The sequence below is a fragment of the Brachybacterium ginsengisoli genome (assembly GCF_002407065.1).
Taxonomy (GTDB): Bacteria; Actinomycetota; Actinomycetes; order Actinomycetales; family Dermabacteraceae; genus Brachybacterium; species Brachybacterium ginsengisoli.
Map to the genome: position 1 here is coordinate 1,696,558 of NZ_CP023564.1, position 18,619 is coordinate 1,715,176.

General features: G+C 72.9%; 23 protein-coding genes and 1 tRNA gene. 16 read left to right on the plus strand and 8 right to left on the minus strand.

All coding sequences use genetic code 11. The annotated features are described in order from the left end of the window. The first annotated feature begins 181 nt into the window (after nucleotides 1-181). From rplU to CFK41_RS07570, 11 genes are all read left to right on the plus strand, one after another. Nucleotides 182-490, plus strand: a complete 309-nt coding sequence (rplU, locus tag CFK41_RS07520; RefSeq protein ID WP_089063991.1) for a 50S ribosomal protein L21 — start codon at nucleotides 182-184, stop codon at nucleotides 488-490. Nucleotides 491-523: 33 nt separating this feature from the next. After that, a complete protein-coding gene (gene rpmA / locus CFK41_RS07525) occupies nucleotides 524-778 on the plus strand; it encodes a 50S ribosomal protein L27 (RefSeq protein ID WP_096799094.1) in 255 nt (84 codons plus the stop codon). 104 nt (nucleotides 779-882) lie between these two features. Then, nucleotides 883-2,415, plus strand: coding sequence for a GTPase ObgE (obgE, locus tag CFK41_RS07530; protein WP_096799095.1), 1,533 nt, complete (start codon nucleotides 883-885; stop codon nucleotides 2,413-2,415). Then, a complete protein-coding gene (gene proB, locus CFK41_RS07535) occupies nucleotides 2,412-3,557 on the plus strand; it encodes a glutamate 5-kinase (protein WP_096799096.1) in 1,146 nt (381 codons plus the stop codon). Before obgE ends, proB begins: the two co-directional genes overlap by 4 nt. Before the next feature lie 34 nt (nucleotides 3,558-3,591). Continuing rightward, nucleotides 3,592-4,866 (plus strand): glutamate-5-semialdehyde dehydrogenase, encoded by a 1,275-nt coding sequence (locus CFK41_RS07540; RefSeq protein WP_096799097.1) that lies wholly within the window; start codon nucleotides 3,592-3,594, stop codon nucleotides 4,864-4,866. An 89-nt stretch (nucleotides 4,867-4,955) separates the two neighbouring features. Beyond that, nucleotides 4,956-5,144, plus strand: coding sequence for a hypothetical protein (locus CFK41_RS07545; RefSeq protein ID WP_096799098.1), 189 nt, complete (start codon nucleotides 4,956-4,958; stop codon nucleotides 5,142-5,144). Between the two features lie 5 nt (nucleotides 5,145-5,149). After that, nucleotides 5,150-5,755, plus strand: coding sequence for a nicotinate-nucleotide adenylyltransferase (gene nadD, locus CFK41_RS07550; RefSeq protein ID WP_096799099.1), 606 nt, complete (start codon nucleotides 5,150-5,152; stop codon nucleotides 5,753-5,755). Further along, entirely contained in the window at nucleotides 5,752-6,300 is a 549-nt protein-coding gene (locus tag CFK41_RS07555) for a hypothetical protein (RefSeq protein WP_096799100.1), read from the plus strand. The genes nadD and CFK41_RS07555 overlap by 4 nt, the downstream gene beginning before the upstream one ends. After that, the gene (gene rsfS, locus CFK41_RS07560; RefSeq protein ID WP_096799101.1) at nucleotides 6,297-6,674 is read left to right on the plus strand and encodes a ribosome silencing factor; all 378 of its coding nucleotides are present in this window, start codon (nucleotides 6,297-6,299) and stop codon (nucleotides 6,672-6,674) included. The genes CFK41_RS07555 and rsfS overlap by 4 nt, the downstream gene beginning before the upstream one ends. After that, nucleotides 6,671-7,303 carry a histidine phosphatase family protein gene (locus CFK41_RS07565; protein WP_096799102.1) on the plus strand — a complete coding sequence of 211 codons (633 nt, stop codon included), beginning with the start codon at nucleotides 6,671-6,673 and terminating at the stop codon, nucleotides 7,301-7,303. Before rsfS ends, CFK41_RS07565 begins: the two co-directional genes overlap by 4 nt. 53 nt (nucleotides 7,304-7,356) lie before the next feature. After that, a tRNA-Ala gene (locus tag CFK41_RS07570) sits at nucleotides 7,357-7,429 on the plus strand. A 92-nt stretch (nucleotides 7,430-7,521) separates the two neighbouring features. On the opposite strand, the gene CFK41_RS07575 is transcribed toward CFK41_RS07570, so the two are convergent. Next, nucleotides 7,522-8,526 (minus strand): aldo/keto reductase, encoded by a 1,005-nt coding sequence (locus tag CFK41_RS07575; RefSeq protein WP_227873248.1) that lies wholly within the window; start codon nucleotides 8,524-8,526, stop codon nucleotides 7,522-7,524. A 101-nt stretch (nucleotides 8,527-8,627) separates the two neighbouring features. Here CFK41_RS07575 and CFK41_RS07580 point away from each other — a divergent pair, with 101 nt between their 5' ends. Next, nucleotides 8,628-9,467, plus strand: a complete 840-nt coding sequence (locus CFK41_RS07580; RefSeq protein ID WP_096799104.1) for a helix-turn-helix transcriptional regulator — start codon at nucleotides 8,628-8,630, stop codon at nucleotides 9,465-9,467. 15 nt (nucleotides 9,468-9,482) lie between these two features. On the opposite strand, the gene CFK41_RS07585 is transcribed toward CFK41_RS07580, so the two are convergent. Both CFK41_RS07585 and CFK41_RS07590 read right to left on the minus strand, forming a co-directional pair. Then, complete coding sequence (locus CFK41_RS07585) at nucleotides 9,483-10,499, minus strand: NAD(P)H-dependent flavin oxidoreductase (protein ID WP_096799105.1); 1,017 nt, start codon at nucleotides 10,497-10,499, stop codon at nucleotides 9,483-9,485. A gap of 27 nt (nucleotides 10,500-10,526) precedes the next feature. Then, the gene (locus CFK41_RS07590) at nucleotides 10,527-11,000 is read right to left on the minus strand and encodes a MarR family winged helix-turn-helix transcriptional regulator (protein ID WP_096799106.1); all 474 of its coding nucleotides are present in this window, start codon (nucleotides 10,998-11,000) and stop codon (nucleotides 10,527-10,529) included. Between the two features lie 57 nt (nucleotides 11,001-11,057). Here CFK41_RS07590 and CFK41_RS07595 point away from each other — a divergent pair, with 57 nt between their 5' ends. Continuing rightward, the gene (locus CFK41_RS07595) at nucleotides 11,058-11,894 is read left to right on the plus strand and encodes an alpha/beta fold hydrolase (protein WP_169928800.1); all 837 of its coding nucleotides are present in this window, start codon (nucleotides 11,058-11,060) and stop codon (nucleotides 11,892-11,894) included. Here the strand turns inward: CFK41_RS07595 and CFK41_RS07600 are convergent. Genes CFK41_RS07600 through CFK41_RS07620 form a run of 5 tightly spaced genes read right to left on the minus strand, consistent with a single transcriptional unit; the run spans nucleotide 11,857 to nucleotide 16,088 of the window. Next, the gene (locus CFK41_RS07600; RefSeq protein ID WP_096799108.1) at nucleotides 11,857-12,471 is read right to left on the minus strand and encodes an endonuclease III domain-containing protein; all 615 of its coding nucleotides are present in this window, start codon (nucleotides 12,469-12,471) and stop codon (nucleotides 11,857-11,859) included. The two genes, CFK41_RS07595 and CFK41_RS07600, sit on opposite strands and share 38 nt — an antisense overlap. Next, nucleotides 12,468-13,478, minus strand: coding sequence for a sulfate/molybdate ABC transporter ATP-binding protein (locus tag CFK41_RS07605; protein WP_096799109.1), 1,011 nt, complete (start codon nucleotides 13,476-13,478; stop codon nucleotides 12,468-12,470). The genes CFK41_RS07600 and CFK41_RS07605 overlap by 4 nt, the downstream gene beginning before the upstream one ends. Then, nucleotides 13,475-14,245 (minus strand): ABC transporter permease, encoded by a 771-nt coding sequence (locus CFK41_RS07610; protein WP_096799110.1) that lies wholly within the window; start codon nucleotides 14,243-14,245, stop codon nucleotides 13,475-13,477. Before CFK41_RS07610 ends, CFK41_RS07605 begins: the two co-directional genes overlap by 4 nt. Next, nucleotides 14,242-15,015: a molybdate ABC transporter substrate-binding protein gene (gene modA, locus CFK41_RS07615; protein ID WP_096799111.1), complete on the minus strand. Its 774-nt coding sequence runs from the start codon at nucleotides 15,013-15,015 to the stop codon at nucleotides 14,242-14,244. The genes CFK41_RS07610 and modA overlap by 4 nt, the downstream gene beginning before the upstream one ends. 35 nt (nucleotides 15,016-15,050) lie before the next feature. After that, the gene (locus CFK41_RS07620) at nucleotides 15,051-16,088 is read right to left on the minus strand and encodes a YeiH family protein (protein ID WP_227873249.1); all 1,038 of its coding nucleotides are present in this window, start codon (nucleotides 16,086-16,088) and stop codon (nucleotides 15,051-15,053) included. 71 nt (nucleotides 16,089-16,159) lie between these two features. Between CFK41_RS07620 and CFK41_RS07625 the strand changes: the two genes are divergently transcribed. The 3 genes from CFK41_RS07625 (at nucleotide 16,160) to CFK41_RS07635 (ending at nucleotide 18,591) form a co-directional block, all read left to right on the plus strand. Continuing rightward, a complete protein-coding gene (locus CFK41_RS07625; protein ID WP_096799113.1) occupies nucleotides 16,160-17,059 on the plus strand; it encodes a LysR substrate-binding domain-containing protein in 900 nt (299 codons plus the stop codon). A gap of 69 nt (nucleotides 17,060-17,128) precedes the next feature. Continuing rightward, a complete protein-coding gene (locus CFK41_RS07630; RefSeq protein ID WP_096799114.1) occupies nucleotides 17,129-17,479 on the plus strand; it encodes a cupin domain-containing protein in 351 nt (116 codons plus the stop codon). 83 nt (nucleotides 17,480-17,562) lie between these two features. Then, on the plus strand, nucleotides 17,563-18,591 hold the full coding sequence (locus CFK41_RS07635) for an NYN domain-containing protein (RefSeq protein ID WP_096799115.1): 1,029 nt from the start codon (nucleotides 17,563-17,565) through the stop codon (nucleotides 18,589-18,591). The last annotated feature ends 28 nt before the right edge of the window (nucleotides 18,592-18,619 follow it).

An 18,619-nucleotide genomic window follows, 5' to 3' on the forward strand; every position in this document is an offset into this window, starting at 1 on the left:
GATCGTAAGCTGTTCCCTGGCGCAAAACGCGTCGCAGTCGTGCTCCCGGTGGACATCGCCGACCGCATCTCCCATCCGGACCTCACGGTCCGGGACAGGTTGACGGTCGCAGGTCCGCGGTGACACCCGGCAGGGCGCATGACTCGAAGAGCAATTCCGAATCACAAGATGGAGCATTGACGTGGTGTACGCAATCGTCCGCGCAGGCGGTCGTCAGGAGAAGGTGTCGGTCGGTGACACCATCGTGATCAACCGCGTGGCAGGCGAGGCGGGCGACAGCGTCGATCTCGCTCCGGTGCTGCTGGTTGACGGTGACAAGGTCACCTCCGCCCAGAACGAGCTTGCCAAGGTGAAGGTCACCGCCGAGAAGGTCGAGGACCTCCGCGGCGAGAAGATCCGGATCCTCCGCTACAAGAACAAGACCGGTTACAAGAAGCGCCAGGGCCACCGCCAGGAGCTCACCCGGCTGAAGATCACGGGCATCGCCTGAGCGATCCCTCGACCAGACAAGGATTGATTCCAGATGGCATCTAAGAAGGGCGTCAGCTCCTCCAAGAACGGGCGCGACTCCAACGCCCAGCGCCTCGGCGTCAAGCGTTTCGGCGGCCAGGTCGTCGGCGCAGGCGAGATCATCGTGCGTCAGCGCGGCACCAAGATCCACCCCGGTGACGGCGTGGGTCGCGGCAACGACGACACCCTGTTCGCGCTCACCGCGGGCACCGTCGAGTTCGGCCGCAAGCGCGACCGTCGCGTGGTCAGCATCGTCGAGACGGTCTGACCGCTCGCCCCGGATCACCCGGGGCGCACAGCGTCCTTCGAGGGGCGGAGCCGAACGCTCCGCCCCTCGAGGCTTTTCCCCACCTTCAGCATCGGAGTGCATCCATGGCCACCTTCGTCGATCGCGTCCAGCTCCAGGTCCTCGGAGGATCCGGCGGGCACGGCGCCGCCTCGATCCGGCGCGAGAAGTTCAAGCCCCTGGCCGGTCCCGACGGGGCCGACGGCGGCCGCGGCGGTGACGTGATCCTCGAGGTCGATGCCTCCACCACGACGCTGCTGGAGTACCACCACCGCCCGCACCAGAAGGCGACCAGCGGAGGCTTCGGCAAGGGCGACATGCGCCACGGCGTGCGGGGCGGGGACCTGATCCTCCCGGTGCCGGACGGCACCGTCGTCACCGACGAGCACGGCACGGTGCTGATCGACATGATCGGGATCGGGACCCGCTACGTCGCCGCCCGCGGCGGCAGCGGGGGCCTCGGCAATGCGGCGCTGGCCAACGCCCACCGCAAGGCGCCCGGCTTCGCCCTGCTCGGCGAGCCCGGGCAGGAGCGCACCCTCGTCCTCGAGCTGAAGTCCGTCGCGGACGTCGCGCTCGTGGGCTACCCCAGCGCCGGCAAGTCCTCGCTGATCGCCGCGATGAGCGCGGCCCGGCCCAAGATCGCCGACTACCCGTTCACGACCCTGGTGCCGAACCTCGGCGTGGTCGAGGCGGGGCAGCACCGCTACACCATCGCGGACGTGCCCGGCCTGATCCCCGGTGCCAGCCAGGGCAAGGGCCTGGGGCTGGACTTCCTGCGCCACATCGAGCGCTGCCATGTGATCGTGCACGTGCTGGACTCGGCGGCGCTCGAGTCCGATCGTGATCCCCTCGCGGACCTCACCACGATCGAGCACGAGCTGGCCACCTACGCCGCGAGCCTCGACGAGGAGACCGACGGTCGGGTGCCGCTCATGGAGCGCCCCAGCGTCATCGTGCTGAACAAGACGGACCTGCCCGACGGCGTGGACATGGCCGACATGGTCCGCGAGCAGCTCGCCGAGCGCGACGTCCCCGTGCTGGACGTCTCGGCCGTCTCCCGCAAGGGTCTGCGCGAGCTGTCCTTCACCCTCGGCGAGCTCGTCGAGCAGGCCCGGGCCACCCTTCCCGTCCCCGAGGCGGCACCCATCGTCATCGCCCCTCGCGCGGTGGACGAGAAGGGCTTCCGCGTGGTCACCGAGCAGTACGACGGCGGCACCGCCTACCGCGTCCAGGGCGACAAGCCCGAGCGCTGGGTGCGCCAGACCGACTTCACCAACGACGAGGCCGTCGGCTTCCTCGCCGACCGTCTGGCCAAGCTCGGCGTCGAGGACCAGCTCTACGCCGCCGGTGCGGTCGCGGGCTCCACCGTGCTGATCGGTCCGGGCGACGACGCGGTCGTCTTCGACTGGGAGCCGACGATGGTGGGCGGCGCCGAGATGCTGGGCCGTCGCGGCACCGACGACCGGTTCGAGGACCACTCCCGCCCCACCCGAGAGGTGAAGAAGGAGCAGCAGCGCGCCCGCACCGCCGAGCGGATGGGCCGCATCGCCGCGATGGAGGCGGAGCGGAAGGCCGGCCACTGGGCCGATCCCGCGTCCGACGAAGGCTCCCGGTGAGCAGCGGGGAGCATCGCCAGCCTCTCCGGCTCACCTCCCGCGAGGGATTCCCCGCCGCCCGCCGGATCGTCGTCAAGATCGGCTCCTCGAGCCTGACCGATGAGCGGGGCAGGCTCGACGAGCAGCGGATCCAGGGGATCGCGGACACCGCCGCCGGTCTGGCCGAGCGCGGCACCGAGCTGGTCATCGTCTCCTCGGGGGCGATCGCCGCGGCGCTCGGGCCGCTGGGCCTCGCCGAACGGCCCGCCGCGGTCGCGCTGCAGCAGGCCGCGGCGAGCGTCGGCCAGGCGCTCCTGGCAACGGCCTGGCAGGGCGCCTTCGCCCGGCACGACCGGATCACCGGACAGGTGCTGCTCACGGAGTCCGATGTGATCCGTCCGCAGACATACCGCAACGTGCGCACCGCCCTCGAGGCGCTGCTGGAGCTGGGCACCGTCCCGGTGGTCAACGAGAACGACACCACCGCCACCCATGAGATCCGCTTCGGGGACAACGACCGCCTGGCCGCGCTGGTCGCGCAGCTGCTCGGGGCGGACGCCCTGGTGCTGCTCACCGATGTCGACGCGCTCTACACCGCCCCGCCCCGCGAGCCCGGCGCCGAGCGCATCGGCGTGGTCGAGGACGTCTCCCGGCTGCGCGGCGTGAGCATCGGCTCCGTCGGCTCCAAGGTGGGCACCGGCGGGATGGTCACCAAGCTCTCCGCCGCGGAGCTCGCCGCCACCACCGGCACCGCGGCCCTGATGACCTCCGCCGAGCAGTTCGCCGCCGCGGTCGAGGGGGCGGAAGTGGGCACCTTCTTCCCGGCCCACCACGGCCGCCGACGCTCCCGCCTGGTGTGGCTTCGCTTCGCGACCCGCGGCGCGGGCACCGTGCACCTCGACGACGGGGCCGCCCAGGCCATCCGCAGCCGTCGCCGCTCCCTGCTCGCCGTGGGCATCTCCGACGTCGAGGGCACCTTCCCGGCCGGGGTCCCCGTCGACGTCGCCGACCCGGACGGCCGGATCATCGCGCGCGGGCTGACCTCCTTCAGCAGCGACGAGCTGCGGGCCATGGCCGGCCGCGGCACCGACGAGGCCCGTGAGCAGCTCGGGGAGCGCTTCCGCCGCCCGGCCATCCACCGCGACCAGCTGGTGGTGCTCTGAGCGGGAGGCGTGCTCCGTCTCCTAGGATCCGGTCATGGAGAACGATGTGACCACCGCCGTCCTCGCCGCCGCGCGCTCCGCGAAGGACGCCCAGCCGTCCCTCGCGCGCCTGCACCGCGGGGACAAGGACCGCCTGCTCCTGGCGATGGCCGATGCCCTCGTGGAGCGTGCCGACGAGGTCGTCGAGGCCAATGCCCGCGATCTCGCGGCCGCCGACGCCGCCGGCATCGACGCCGGGCTGCGGGACCGGCTCGCCCTGGACCTCGAGCGCGTCACCGCCGTCGCCCGGCAGCTCCGCGATGCGGCCGCCCTGCCCGACCCCGTCGGCGAGGTGATCCGCGGCTCCGTACTGGAGAACGGCCTGGAGCTGCGCGAGGTGCGGGTTCCGATGGGCGTGATCGGCATGGTCTACGAGGCACGTCCGAACGTGACCGTCGACGCCGCGGGCCTCTCGCTCAAGGCCGGCAGCGCCGTGGTGCTCCGCGGCGGATCCGCGGCGCTGCACTCCAACACCGCGATCATCGGCGTGCTGCGATCGGTGCTGGCGGCCCATGACCTGCCCGAGGATCTCGTGGTCGGGATCGACGAGCACGGCCGGGAGGGCGTGGACGTGCTGATGCGCGCCCGCGGCCTGGTGGACGTGCTGATCCCGCGCGGGGGCGCTGGCCTGATCCGCCGGGTGGTCGAGAACTCGCTGGTCCCCGTCATCGAGACGGGCACCGGGAAGACCCACGTGCTGGTCGATGCGAGCGCCGATCTCGACCAGGCCGTGGACATCGTCGCCAACGCCAAGCTGCAGCGCATCGGGGTGTGCAACGCCCTGGAGACCCTGCTGGTCCATCGCGACATCGCCGAGGAGGCGCTGGCGCGGGTCGTCGTGCCGCTCGTGGAGGCCGGGGTGCGCCTGCACGCCGACGAGACCTCCGCGCGGCTGCTGGAGGGGACCGGCGCCGAGGTGGTCCCGGCCACCGCGGAGGACTGGGACACCGAGTACCTCGCCCTCGAGCTGGCGGTCGCGGTGGTCGAGGACCTCGACGCCGCCCTGGCCCACATCCGGGCCCACTCGACCGGACACACCGAGTCGATCCTGACGCGTGACCTGCGCAGCCAGCAGCGGTTCCTCGCCGAGGTCGATTCCGCCGTGGTCATGGCCAACGCCTCGACGCGCTTCTCCGACGGCGGCGAGTTCGGCTTCGGGGCGGAGATCGGGATCTCCACCCAGAAGCTCCACGCCCGCGGCCCCATGGGGCTGCGGGAGATCACCACCAGCAAGTGGCTCGTGGTCGGGCAGGGCCACGTCAGGCCGTGAACCGGCTCCCATCGCGCGCGTCACGAGTCTGAGCCGACGCGTCCCTGTGGGATGATGGCCCGGTCACCCGTCGAAAGGCCAGCACCACCATGATCGATCAGCTCATGATCCTCGCCGAGTCCGGCGCGCACGCGAGCGAAGGGCTCAGCGCCCCGACCGTCGGCATCGGCGTCTTCATCATCCTGCTCGTGCTGCTGGGCCTGACCTGGCTCACCGGCGGCGCGCACCACCGCAGCCTGGACAAGAGGACGAAGAACTCCTCCGACTCCGACCACTGACCCTCGTGGAGCAGCAGCGACGACGGATCGGCGTGATGGGCGGGACCTTCGATCCCATCCATCACGGCCACCTCGTCGCCGCGAGCGAGGTGCAGAGCGTCTTCGGTCTGGACGAGGTCGTCTTCGTCCCCACGGGGCGGCCCTGGCAGAAGGCCGAGCAGGAGATCTCCGATCCCGAGCACCGCTATCTGATGACGGTGGTCGCCACCGCCGCGAACCCCGTCTTCACGGTCTCGCGCGTGGACGTCGACCGTCCCGGCGCCACCTACACCAGCGACACGCTCCGCGACCTCCATCGCGAGCACCCGGACGCCGACCTCTTCTTCATCACCGGTGCGGATGCCCTCCAGAACATCCTCACCTGGAAGGACACCGAGGAGATCTTCGAGCTCGCGCACTTCGTCGGGGTCACGCGCCCCGGGCATGAACTGGACACCTCGGGCCTGCCCGAGGACGGGGTCACCCTCATCGAGGTCCCGGCGATGGCGATCAGCTCGACCGACTGCCGCACCCGCGTCGCCGCCGGTGCCCCCGTGTGGTACCTGGTCCCGGACGGGGTCGTCCAATACATCAACAAGTACGCCCTCTACACAGGAGGTGACGGCCGATGACCGAGCCCGAGACCACCCCGCGCCGCGGACGCCGAGCCCGCGCGCTGAGCCCCGAGGAGCAGGCCGAGCTCGAGGTCCGCGCCGCCGCGGAGTCCTCCGGCGAGCCGTCGTCGGCCCCGGCGATGCGCGGCGCGGTCGCCCCGCCCACGGCCGACGCCCCCGTGCCGACACTGCGCAAGTTCGGTCGTCGCGCCCGGATCATCGAGCTCAGCGAGCAGCCGGAGGCGGCACCCGCCGCCGAGGAGGCCTCGGTCGCGACGATCACCCGTGATCATGACGGCGTCGAGCTCGGCGAGCTCTCGGTCACCGAGGCTCCCGAGCCGCGGCCCGCTCCGCGCTTCGACGGCAAGGTGCTCCACCGGCCCGAGACCAGCGGCGGGCGCCTGCTGCCGTGGCTGGTGTGGGCCGTCATCGCGATCGCCCTCGTGGTGCTCGTGGTCCTTCTCCTGACCGGGGTCCTCGGCCCCGACGCGGCCTCGGCCGCGGCGTCCGCCCTGCCGGACGCCTCCCTCTCCCATCCCCTCCTGGAGGTACCCCTCGCGTGAGCGCTCCTGAAGAATCCCTCGACCTCGCCCGGGTGGCCGGCCGGGCCGCCGCCGACAAGCTCGCCGAGGAGGTGATCGCGCTCGACGTCTCCGAGCTGGTCGTGATCACCGACGTCTTCCTCGTGTGCAGCGGCGATTCCGAGCGGCAGGTCTCCGCGATCGTCGGCGGCATCGAGGAGGCGCTCCTGAAGGAGCGTCGCCGCAAGCCGCTGCGTCGTGAAGGCGAGCGGGACGCGCGCTGGGTGCTGCTCGACTACGGCGACATCGTCGTGCACGTCCAGCACGCCGAGGACCGCGCCTACTACGCCCTCGAGCGGCTGTGGCGCGACGCCCCCGTGATCGACCTGCAGATCGACGAGGACCGCTCGGCGTGAGAGGCCCGCGCACGCGCCTCGTGCTGGTGCGACACGGACAGACCGACTTCAATCGGGAGGGCCGCCTCCAGGGCCAGGTCGACATCCCGCTGAACGCCACCGGCGTCCAGCAGGCGCAGTCCCTGGCCCCGTTGGTCGCGGCCGCGCCGCCGGACGTCCTGGTGGCGTCCCCGCTCGAGCGCGCTCGGGAGACCGCGCGCCTGCTCAGCGTCGACACCGAGCTCGAGGTCCGGACCGATGCGGCCTTCCTCGAGCGCAGCTTCGGGCAGTGGGAGGGGCTCCGCGGCGAGGAGATCCGCCAGCGCTGGCCGGAGCAGCACGCCGACTGGCGCGCGCACCGTCCGGTGCTCGGGCTCGACGTCGAGGACCGCCCCGAGGTGGGGGAGCGGGTCGCCGCCGCCTGCCGCACCCTCGTGGCCGATCACGTCGGAGGGACCGTCATGGTCGTCGCCCACGGGGCCGCCATCACCCTCGGGATCACGGCCCTGCTCGGGCTGGACACCAACGAGTACCGCGGCCTCGCAGGGCTCGAGAACTGCCACCGATCGGTGCTCGAGCCGCTCTCCGGTGAGGGGGCGAACGGCCTGATGAGGTTGGTGTCACACAACCTCCCTCCCGATTTCCTCTGACCTCGGGGGACATGTAATATCGTCTCGTCGCCCCGAGGGGCGGCACCCGATACGGGGCTATGGCGCAGTTGGTAGCGCGCTTCCATGGCATGGAAGAGGTCAGGGGTTCGAATCCCCTTAGCTCCACTCGAGAAACCGTGAGACAGTGACTCGTCAGAAGGGCCCCACCGCGAGGTGGGGCCCTTCTGCTGTCCGGTGGTGGTCCGGGACCGGGCCGCTCAGCGCTCGCTGTCCAGCTGGTCCATGAAGACGGTGGGGTAGCGGTCGCCCCGGGCGGCGCCGACGGGCAGGGCCTCATCGATGCGCGTCAGGTCCTCGGCGTCCAGGTGCACGGCCGTGCTGCCCAGCATCGAGGTCACCTGGTCCATCCGCCGCGCACCGACCAGCGGCACGATGTCCTCGCCCTGCGCGGCCACCCAGGCGATCGCGAGCTGCGCCATCGAGGCGCCCTTCGCCTCCGCGAGGTCGCGGAGCTGATCGAGCAGCGCCTGGTTGTGGGCCAGGTTCTCGCCCTGGAAGCGCGGGAAGGCCTCGCGGGCGCCTCCGGAGCGCCCGGCGACCATCCCCTTGGCGAGGACGCCGTAGGCGGTGATTCCGATCCCCAGCTCGCGGCAGGTCTCCAGGATGCCGTTCGCCTCGATGCCGCGGGTGAGCAGCGAGTACTCGATCTGCAGATCGCTGATCGGGGCGACCGCGGCGGCACGCCGGATGGTCTCGGCACCGACCTCGCTGAGCCCGATGTGGCGCACGTATCCGGCCTCGACCTGCTCCTGGACCGCACCGATCGTCTCCTCGATCGGCACCTCCGGGTCGAGCCGCGCGGGACGGTAGACGTCGAGGTGGTCGACGTCGAGGCGTCGCAGCGAGTAGGCCAGCGAGGTCGCCACATGCTCCGGCCGGCCGTCGAAGCCCAGCGGCATGCCGGTCGGCGCGATGGTGGCACCGAACTTGACCGAGAGCACGGCGTCCTCGCGGGACCGCTCCCGCAGGGCGCGGCCGATGAGCATCTCGTTGTGGCCGGCGCCGTAGAAGTCGCCGGTGTCCAGGAGGGTGCCGCCGGCGTCGAGGTAGGCATGCAGCACGCGCAGGCTCTCCGCGTCGTCGGTCGGCCCGTAGGCGCCGGAGAGGCTCATCGCACCGAGGCCGGGGGAGGAGACCGACGGGCCGGTCCTCCCGAGACGTCGGGTGGCGGGGGCGGGGGCGGTGTGTTCTGTGGTGGTCATGGTGACCAGCGTGCGCGCCGAGCGCGCCGGGCACGAGGCCCGGTCGATCCGGGGAGAGGCCGTCCCTGGATGAGCGCCCGCCATGGGGGCAGGATGGGGAGATGATCGATCGTGAGGGCCTGGCCGACTTCCTGCGCCGACGGCGGGAGCAGCTGCGCCCGGTGGACGCGGGGCTGCCCGTGGGGGCGCGGCGGCGCACGCCCGGGCTGCGCCGGGAGGAGGTGGCGATGCTCGCCGGCGTCTCGGTGGACCACTACACGCGCCTCGAGCAGGGGCGCGGCTCCGCGCCCTCGGCCGGCGTGGTGACCGCGATCGCCCAGGCCCTGCACTGCGACCAGGACCAGCGGGACCACCTGCTGCGGCTCAGCGGGTACACGCCCCCGCCGCACCGGGCCGGATGCCACGTGCGGCCGGGTCTGATCGCCCTGGGCAACCGCCTCACCGACGTGCCCGTCCTGATCCTCAGCGACCTGGGCGAGGTGCTCTGGGCCAATCCGCTCGGCCAGGCGCTGATCGGCGGGATGCTGGGCGAGACCTCCAGGGAGAGGAACATCCTCTGGCACTGGTTCACCGAGCCGTCGGCGCGCCCCATGCCCCGCGAGCACTGGGAGAGGATCTCCGCCGCGCACGTGAGCGATCTGCGGGCGGCGTTCACGCGTCGTGGCGGGGATGCCGAGGTGACGGCTCTGGTCGACGAGCTCACGTCGCGCAGCGGGGAGTTCGCCGGTCTGTGGGAGCTGCACGAGGTCTCCCGGCGTCACAGCGATCAGAAGGTGGTGCTGCATCCCGAGGTGGGGGCCGTCGAGCTGCGCTGCGAGGTGCTGCTCACTCCGGACGAGGACGTGGCGATGCACGCCTTCTTCCCGCGCGAGGGGACGGATGCCGCGGAGAAGCTCGAGCTGCTGGGCGTCGTCGGCACGCAGGTGATGCGGAGCCGCTGACGTGCTGCACCGAGCTCAGAGATCCCGCGCGAGCCGTTCGACCACGTCCGCGGCCGGACCCTCGGGCGCGCTGCGCCAGCCGGTGCCGGCCCACAGGTGCAGCCGCTGTGCATCACCGGCCGCTCCCGCGGTCCGGCGCAGCTCGCGCGTGAGGTGGTGGACCTGCGGGTAGCCGGTGGGTGCTGTGGCGTGGTGGCGCTCCGCGAAGCTGTTGCGCAGGGACCGGGCGGGCCGGCCGGTGAACGCTCGGGTCAGGATGGTCTCCGAGAAGGAGTCGTCGGCGAGCGCCGCACGGTGGGTGGGGGAGGTGCCGGCCTCGTCGGTGCGCAGCAGCAGGGTGCCGACGGCCACGGACTGCGCTCCCGCCGCGAGGAGGCGCGAGACCGCCTCCGGGCCGTCGACGCCTCCGGCTCCGACCACCGGGAGATTCACCGCGGCGAGCACCTCGCGGACCAGATGCCCGGTGGCCACCGGCTCCGGCAGGCGCGAGGGGTCATGGGTGGCGCTGTGACCGCCCGCGCTCGGGCCCTGCACCACGAGGCCGTCCACGCCGACCTCCCGGGCCGCGCGGGCCTCCTCGGCGCCGGTGACGCTCGCGAGCACCGTCGACCCCGCCGCCTGCAGCGCGGCCACGTCCGCCGCGGCGGGGAGACCGAAGGTGAAGGACACCACCGGGACCGGGTCCTCGAGGAGCAGCGCGAGCTTCTCCGGGAAGCGGTCGTCGTCCCGGACGGGGGCCGGGTCCAGCTCGACGCCCAGGGCGGCCGCGTCCTCGGCGAGCTCCTCGGCGTAGGCCGCGAGGTCCTCCGCCGCGAGGTCCCAGGGCGGGAGCACGAAGAGGTTCACGCCGACGTCGACGCCGAGCGTCCGGGACCGTGCGATCTGCTCCGCGAGCGCGTCGGGGGTGAGGTTGCCGCCCGCGAGGAAGGGGAAGGCACCGGCCGCGGAGACGGCGCGCGCCAGCTCGGGCGTGGACGGGCCGCCGGCCATCGGTGCGGCGACCAGGGGCAGCGAGGAGTCCAGGAGGCGCATGCCTCGATCCTCGCACGGGGCGGTTCGTCAGCTCCTGTGCTCGGCCTCGAGAACCACGAGCGCGCGATCCATGTGATGCAGGACCCGCAGGGTGGCCTCGACCTCGGCCGCGGTGATCCCTCCGCCCACCCGTCCCAGGAGCTCGTGCTCGCGATCCGTCACCGCATCGATCACCTTCCGGCCCCGGGAGGTCAGATGCACGAGGGACGAGCGGCGATGGGACGGGTTCTCCCGGAGCTCCACCAGGCCGGCCTCCCGCGCCTCGTGCACCATCCGCTGGACGAACTGCCGGCTGAGATCCTGAGCCCTCGCCAGCTGGGGCACCGTGAGGTCCTCTCCGCGGCGGAGCTGGTCCAGGACGTTGCGCACCCCGACGCTCAGACCGCTGAGCTGCTCGTCGAGCTCGACCCGACGCGCCACCCGCCGGTACACGGGGCCGAGGGCGACATAGACCTCGGCGAGGCCGTCAGCGAGAAGGTCGGGGTCGAGCGGTCGGTTCATCCGGCCAGTATGACACCGTGGTTGTCATATGTGACGCGACATGACACCCTGGTTGTCATGATCTCGACGACCCGGACTCTCGACCTCGCAGACCAGCGCATCACCTTCGTCGAGCACGGGTCGACCGCCGCCCCGGCACTCCTCCTGCTCCACGGCGGGGCCGTGGATCGGCGGATGTGGCACCGGCAGCTCGAGGCCTTCCCGAATCATCGTGTCCTGGCGGTGGATGCCCGCGGCCATGGAGGATCCTCCGATGCCGAGCGCCCGTATCGACTGTGCGACGACGTGGTCGCGCTGATGGACGAGCTGGAGATCGAGGAGGCCGTCCTCGTCGGCATCTCGATGGGCGGCGGCACGGCGGTGGACGTCGCCCTGGAGCACCCCGGGCGTGCGAAGGCTCTCGTCGTGGGCGGGACCGGGACCAGCGAGCCGGAGTTCACCGACCCCTGGGTGCTGCGCACCTTCGCCGACTGGAAGGCCGCCGAGCTGGGTGGTGACCTCGAGGCCTGGGTCGAGGTCTTCCAGCGCTTCACCGCCGGCCAGCACCGGGACCTCGCAGCCGTCGATCCCGAGGTCGTGCAGCTGATCGGCACGATGGCGCGCGACACCGTCTCCCAGCATCTGCGCCTCGGGGCCGACGGACTCCCGCTGCCACCGCTCCCGCCCACGCCGGTCACCTCCACCTGGGAACGGCTGGGGCGGATCCGGATCCCCGTGCTCGCCGTCATCGGGGAGCATGACGGCGACGACCACCGGGAGATGGGGCGGCGTCTGGCGGCATCCGTCGCGGGCCCCTCGCGCGTCGTGGAGATCCCCGGTGCTGCGCACTACCCGAACCTCGAGCACCCCGTCGCGTTCAACCGCGCGGTGCAGTCGCTCCTCGACGAGAGCTGAGCTTCCCCTCCTCGACGATCAGGCCATGCAGCTCGGCGAGCTCGGGCACTCCGAAGTCGGCCTGGTCGATCGCCGGCCCGATCATCCGGCGGAAGGCCGGGTACGACCCCGGCACCTCGGCGCCGCGCTCGCGCAGCAGGCGCCGGGCGTACTCGTCGCAGAGGAAGGCGGGGCGCGAGAAGCAGTACAGCGAGATCGCATCGGCCGTCTCCTCGCCGATCCCCTCGACCGCGAGCAGGGAGACGCGCAGCTCCGCATCGGAGAGGCGCTCGACGGTCGCGGCATCCTCCACCCACCAGCGGGCGAGGGCCTGCACGCGCCGCGGCTTGGTGCGCGGGAAGCCGGCGCCGCGCACCAGCTCCCGGACGGTCTCCTCCTCGGCGGCGGCGAGCGGCGTCGGGGCCAGCAGTCCGGCTCCTCGCAGGTTCGCGATGGCGACGGCGGCCTGCTCCCATCGGCTGCGCTGGACCAGTACGGCGCCGACGGCGATCTCGAAGGGCTCCTCGCCGGGCCACCACCAGCCCTGGGGCCCGTGCCGGCGCAGGAGGTCCTCGCGCAGAGCCCGCAGATCGATCATGCCCGGTAGGTTGTCACGGCCTCGGCCGGCACCGCCAGCTGCACGGTGACACCGGGGGTCAGGCGGCGTTCGGCGATCTCCTGCGGCGGGAGGTCCGCAGCGATGTCCTCGGTGCCCACCCGCACCAGGTCGCCCCCAGGGGAGAGGTTCTCGACCGTGCGTCGGAGGCCGCCCTCCTCGAGGAGCCGCACGGCGGACGGTCGGAAGGCGGCATGGACCGAGGTGCCTGCCGGGAACGAGCCGGGGGCCGGGAGACGGGAGCCGTCCGCGAGGTGCACCGCCTGCCCGTCCCAGGCCCCGGTGACGAGGTTCAGCCCTGCGAAGCGGGCCGCGAAGGCGGTGCGGGGACGGGCCAGCACCTCCGCCGTCGGACCCTGCTCGAGGACCGAGCCCGCCTCGAGCACGGCGACGGAGTCTGCCAGGGTGAGCGCGTCGAGCACGTCGTGGGTGACGATCACGGCGGTCCGGCCGGCGAGGAAGCGGCGCAGCTGCTCCCGCAGCGCCGGGGCCACCTCGACGTCCAGCGCCGCCAGGGGCTCGTCCAGCAGGAGCAGCCGCGGCGCCGCGGCGAGGGCCCGGGCGATCGCCACCCGCTGCGCCTCGCCGCCGGAGAGCTGCGCGGGCCGCCGATCTGCGAGCCCGGAGAGGTCGAGCTCCTCGAGCCATCGGGCGGCCCGATGCCGGGCCTCGCGCCGCGTCGCTCCCCGGGACCGCAGACCGAAGGCGACGTTGTCGAGAGCGGTGAGGTGCGGGAAGAGCGCAGGATCCTGCCCGAGGGTGGTGACCTCGCGATCATGGACGGGGACGTGGACGCGCTCGTCATCCAGGACCCGGCCGTCCAGCTCGATGCTGCCGCGGCCGGGCCGCAGCGCGCCGGCGATCAGGGAGAGCGTCGTCGACTTCCCGGCGCCGTTCGGCCCGATCAGCGCCAGGGTCTCGCCGTCCGGGACGGAGAGGTTCAGGGCGACGCCGCGCTCGGGGACCGAGGCGCGCAGGTCGAGGCTCATGCGGGGGACCTCCGCCGGGCGAGGGCGATCACCGCGACCGCGACGACGACCAGCAGGAAGGACAGGGCGACGGCGGCATCGGGGTCGCTCTCGCGCTGGAGGTAGATCTCCAGCGGGAGGGTGCGGGTGGTGCCCTGCAGGGACCCGGCGAAGGTGATGGTCGCCCCGAACTCGCCGAGCGCCCGTGCGAAGGAGAGGACGGTGCCGGAGAGCAGCGCCGGCAGCACCAGCGGCAGGGTGACGTGCAGCAGCACCCGGGAGGGGCGGGCGCCGAGCGAGGCCGCCGCCGCCTCGTAGCGCGTGCCGGCCGTGCGCAGCGCCCCTTCGAGGCTGATCACCAGGAAGGGCAGGGCCACGAAGGTCTGCGCGATGACCACCGCGGTGGTCGAGAAGGCGATCTGCACCCCCAGCACCTCGAGGTGCCGCCCCAGCAGCCCCTGCCGCCCGAAGGTGTGCAGCAGGGCCACACCCCCCACGACCGGGGGCAGCACCAGCGGGATCAGCACCACCGCCCGCAGCACGGCGAGCCCGCGGAACCGCGAGCGAGCCAGCAGCAGGGCCATCGGGACGCCGAGGAGCACGCACAGCAGCGCGGCGAGCGTGGAGGTGCGCAGGCTCAGCCACAGCGCCGCGAGGCTGGACTCGCTCGTGATCAGCTCGCCGAAGCGGCTCCACGGCACCTGCAGCGCCAGGGAGGCCAGGGGCAGCAGCACGAGCAGGCCGCCGAGCAGGGCCGGGAGCAGCACCCAGCGAGGGAGGGACCTCATGTGCCCGCGAAGCCATGGTCCGCGAGGACGCTCTGCCCCGCCTCCGAGAGCACCAGGTCCACGAAGTCCTGCCCGAGCTCGGCGTGCTGCGACCCCTTCACCGTGGTGAGCGGGTAGGTGTTCACCGCCTTCTCGGCCTCGGGGAATCCGATCCCGTCGACCGCGCCGCCGGCGCGGCGGATGTCGGTCGCGTACACGAGCCCGGCATCGGCCTCCCCGCTGGAGACCTTGGTCAGGACATCGGTGACCGACTGCTCCTCGCTGACGGGGGCGAAGGTGAGCCCTGCGGCGGACTCGACGGCGGCGGCCGCCGCACCGCAGGGGACCGCCGGTGCGCACAGGACGAGGTTCAGGCCGTCCTCGGTGAGAGAGGCGAGATCGGTGACGCCGGCGGGATTCCCGGCGGGCACCGCGATCATCAACGTGTTGGTGGCGAAGGGGACGGGATCGGCGTCCGCCAGCCCCGCCTCGACGACGGTGGCCATGGTCGCCTCGTCGGCGGTGGCGAGGACGTCGGCCGGGGCTCCCTGACGGATCTGCTCGGCCAGCGTCGAGGAGCCGGCGTAGCTGATCTCGACCCGCGTCCCCGGGTGCTCCGTCTCGAACCGGTCGCCGATCTCGTCGAAGGGCTCCTGCAGGGAGGCGGCGGCGAAGACGGTCACGGTCGTGTCCTCGCTCGTCGGAGCGTGCGCGGCGCAACCGGTCGTGAGGAGCGCGAGAGCGGCGGTCAGCGCGGTCAGGGAGCGGAGCGGTCCCTTCGGCGGTGTCATGCAGGAGATGCTACCGAGGGTGGCCGGGAACGGGCTCAGGAGACCAGGAGCACGCCGCCGAGCGCGATCGTGGAGACCAGGAGCGTGGACAGCGCGGCGAGGGCGAGGGGGCGCGGCCCCACCTGCAGCAGCCGACGCACCTTCACCCCGGTGCCGAGGGCGAACATCGCCGCGGTGAGCAGAGCGGTCTGCAGCAGGCGGCCGACGTCGAGGACCCCGTCGGGCAGCGGGACGATCGAACGCAGCAGCACCATCGCCAGGAAGCCGAGCACGAACAGCGGCACCAGGGGAGGTCGCCTCCCCTCTGCCCCGCCCTCGCGCCGCTGCTGGAGGCTCAGCACCGCCATCACCGGGGCGAGCAGAAGCACCCGGGCGAGCTTGACGATGACCGCGAGGGTGAGAGCCGCCCCGCCGATCGCCCCGCCCGCGGCGACCACCTGGGCCACCTCATGGATCGAGGCGCCCGCCCATGCCCCGGCGATCTCCGGGTCCAGGTGCAGGACGGCCGCGAGGGCGGGGACCATGAGGATCATGAGGGTCCCGAACAGGACCACCAGGGCGATGGCGGTGATGGTGCGCTCCTCGTGCTCCTCCTCCGGGTCGGTCACCCCTGCCGCCGCCGCGACCGCCGCCGCACCGCAGATCGAGAAGCCGCAGGCGACCAGGATCGTCAGTCCGCGATCCACGCCCAGCGCACGACCGATCAGGACCGTGCCGAGAATGCCACCGGCCACCACGGCCACCACCACCGCGAGCATCGGCGCCCCCAGCGCGAGCAGGTCCTGGAGCGCCACCTGCAGTCCCAGCAGCACGATGCCCGCCCGCAGCAGCTTCTTCGAGGAGACGGCCAGGCCGGGGGAGAGGGCGGCGGGCAGGGGCAGGAGGTTCGCCGACGCGATCCCGGCGGCGATCGCGATCACCAGCGCGCTGACCCCAGGGAGCACCTGGGACAGCAGCATCGCCGCCGCCGCGACCGCGAGCGAGAGGGCGAGGCCCGGCAGGACGCCGCGGCGAGGTTCCGGCGAGGCCGGGGCGGTGGTGCCGGGACGGGCATGGGGAAGGGTGCGGGGCATGAGAAGCACCTTCCCAGCACGTGCCGGGGCCCGGTAGACGGCGGATCGCGAGGAGGGCATATGATTCTGATATGCCTGGTGCGCTCCCGAACCTGCAGGCCCTGTCGCTCTTCCTCGCCGTGGTCGACGAGGGCGGGCTCGGCGCGGGCGCTCGTCGGCTCGGAATGCACCAGCCCAACGCGAGCCGGATGATCGCCCAGCTCGAGGCGCAGGCCGGGACCGCCCTGCTCGAGCGCGGCCCCCGCGGCTCCCGCGCCACCTCGGCCGGCCTGCTCTACGCCGCCCACGCCCGCGAGTTGCTCGACGCCGCGGAGGAGTTCACCGGCTGGCTGCGCCACACCCGTGACGAGGAGGCCAAGGTGCTCCGCGTGGGGGTGAGCATGACGATCGCCGAGCACCTCATGCCGGCATGGCTCACCGAGCTGCGCCGCACCAGCCCTCGGGTGCGGGTGGACCTCGAGGTGCTCAACTCCACCGGTGTCCTGGCCGGGATCCACGACGGCCGCCTGCAGCTCGGCTTCGTCGAGACCCCGCATGTGCCCCGCGGGGTCCACGCGCTGCGGCTGCGCGAGGACGAGCTGGTGGTGGTCGTGTCCCCGGGCCACCCGTGGGCGAGCCGCCCGGACCCGCTCACGATCGCCGAGCTCGCCGCCACCGCCCTGGTGGTGCGCGAGGGCGGCTCGGGCACCCGCGACGCCTTCGAGGAGCTGGTCCCGGCGGCCGCGGCGACGGCCCCTGTCCAGGAGCTCGGCAGCAATGCCGCGGTGCGGGTCGCGGTGACCTCGGGAGCGGGTCCCGCCGTGCTCTCCATGCTCGCCGTCCGCGACGCGCTCGCCGCAGGACAGCTCCACCGTGTGCCGGTGGCCGATGTGCGGCTTCGTCGACTGCTGACCGCGGTCTGGCAGGGCCCGCGACGGCTGAGCGGACCGGCCGCGGAGCTCGCCGCCGTCGCGTCCGCGCCCGCCGGATGACAGCGACAGCCCGATGACCGCGCCCGCCCTGTACGGTCGAGAGCCGGACCGACCACAGGAGCCGCCGACATGCCCGTCCTGACCAACACCGCCCAGCAGGGTGAGGACCCCCGCCGCGGGGCCGTCTGGTCGATCACCGAGCCCGAGCGCGAGCTCGACTCCAACCTCATCCGCCTGCCCCCGGGGGACGGCATCCCGAGCCACCTCGGCGCGGAGGTGGACACCCTGGTGCACGTGGTCCGCGGCAGCGGGACGCTGCTGGGGGAGGACGGCGAGGAACCGCTGCGCCCCGGCGACGTGGCCCTCCTGCCGCGGCGCACGGTGCGCGGATTCCGTGCGGGGCCCGACGGGCTGGAGTACCTCACCGTCCACCGCCGTCGGCAGTCGCTGCAGATCGGGCGCCGTCCCGAGGACGCCTGAGCGGCGCCGATCCGGGATGCGCTCCTTCTCACCGAGCGCGCGTCCCGGCCCTGCGGCACCGCGACAGCAGGCAGACTGGGGACATGGCAGAGAACCAGGATCCCCGCGTCGCCGTCTACCTCGACTTCGACAACATCGTCATGTCCTGGTATGACCGGGTCCACGGGCGGCAGTCGTACAGCCGGGACCGTCACCGCATCGCCGAGGACCCGACCGAGCCCGAGATCGCCGAGCGCCTCGCCAAGGCCACCGTCGACGTGGGCGCGGTCATCGACTACGCCGCCTCCTTCGGCGCGCTGACCCTCACCCGGGCCTACGCGGACTGGTCCTCGCCGGTCAACGCCATCTACCGCACCCAGCTCGTGGCCCGCGCCGTGGACCTCGTGCAGCTCTTCCCCGCCGCCGCCTACGCGAAGAACGGTGCGGACATCCGCCTGGCCGTCGACACCGTCGAGGATCTGTACCTGATGCCCGACCTCACCCACGTGGTGATCGTCGCCGGGGACAGCGACTACGTGCCCCTGGCCCAGCGCTGCCGCCGCCTGGGCCGCTACGTGATCGCGATGGGCGTCGCCGGCTCCACCGCGAAGTCGCTCGCCGCCGCCTGCGACGAGTTCGAGTCCTACGAGAACCTCCCGGGCGTCGAGCGCCCCGCGGCCCCCGCCCGCAGCCGCTCGCGACGATCCGGCGGCGCGGCCGAGGCACCGGCGACCGCCGCGGCTGCGGAGACCCCGGCCGAGGGCGAACGGACCACCACCCGGACCCGCAGCCGACGCTCGGCCGATGCCGAGGCGAAGGCCCGGGCAGCGCAGCGCGCCGCCGACGAGGCGGCCGAGGCCGCCGATGCGGCGGAGGACGAGGACGACGAGACCGCCGAGGACCCCCGCGAGGCGGCGACGCGCCTCCTGCAGCGCGCCCTCCAGCTCGGCGACCGCGGGGACAGCGAGTGGCTGCACGCCTCCGCGGTGAAGTCCCACATGCGCCGGATGGACCCGTCCTTCAGCGAGAAGTCGATCGGCTTCAAGTCCTTCAACGACTTCCTCAAGGGCAACGCGGAGATCGCCGAGCTCGAGGAGAGCGGCCACGAGCGACTGGTCCGGGCGCGCGACTGACCCGTCTGGACCCGTGACAGGCGCGACC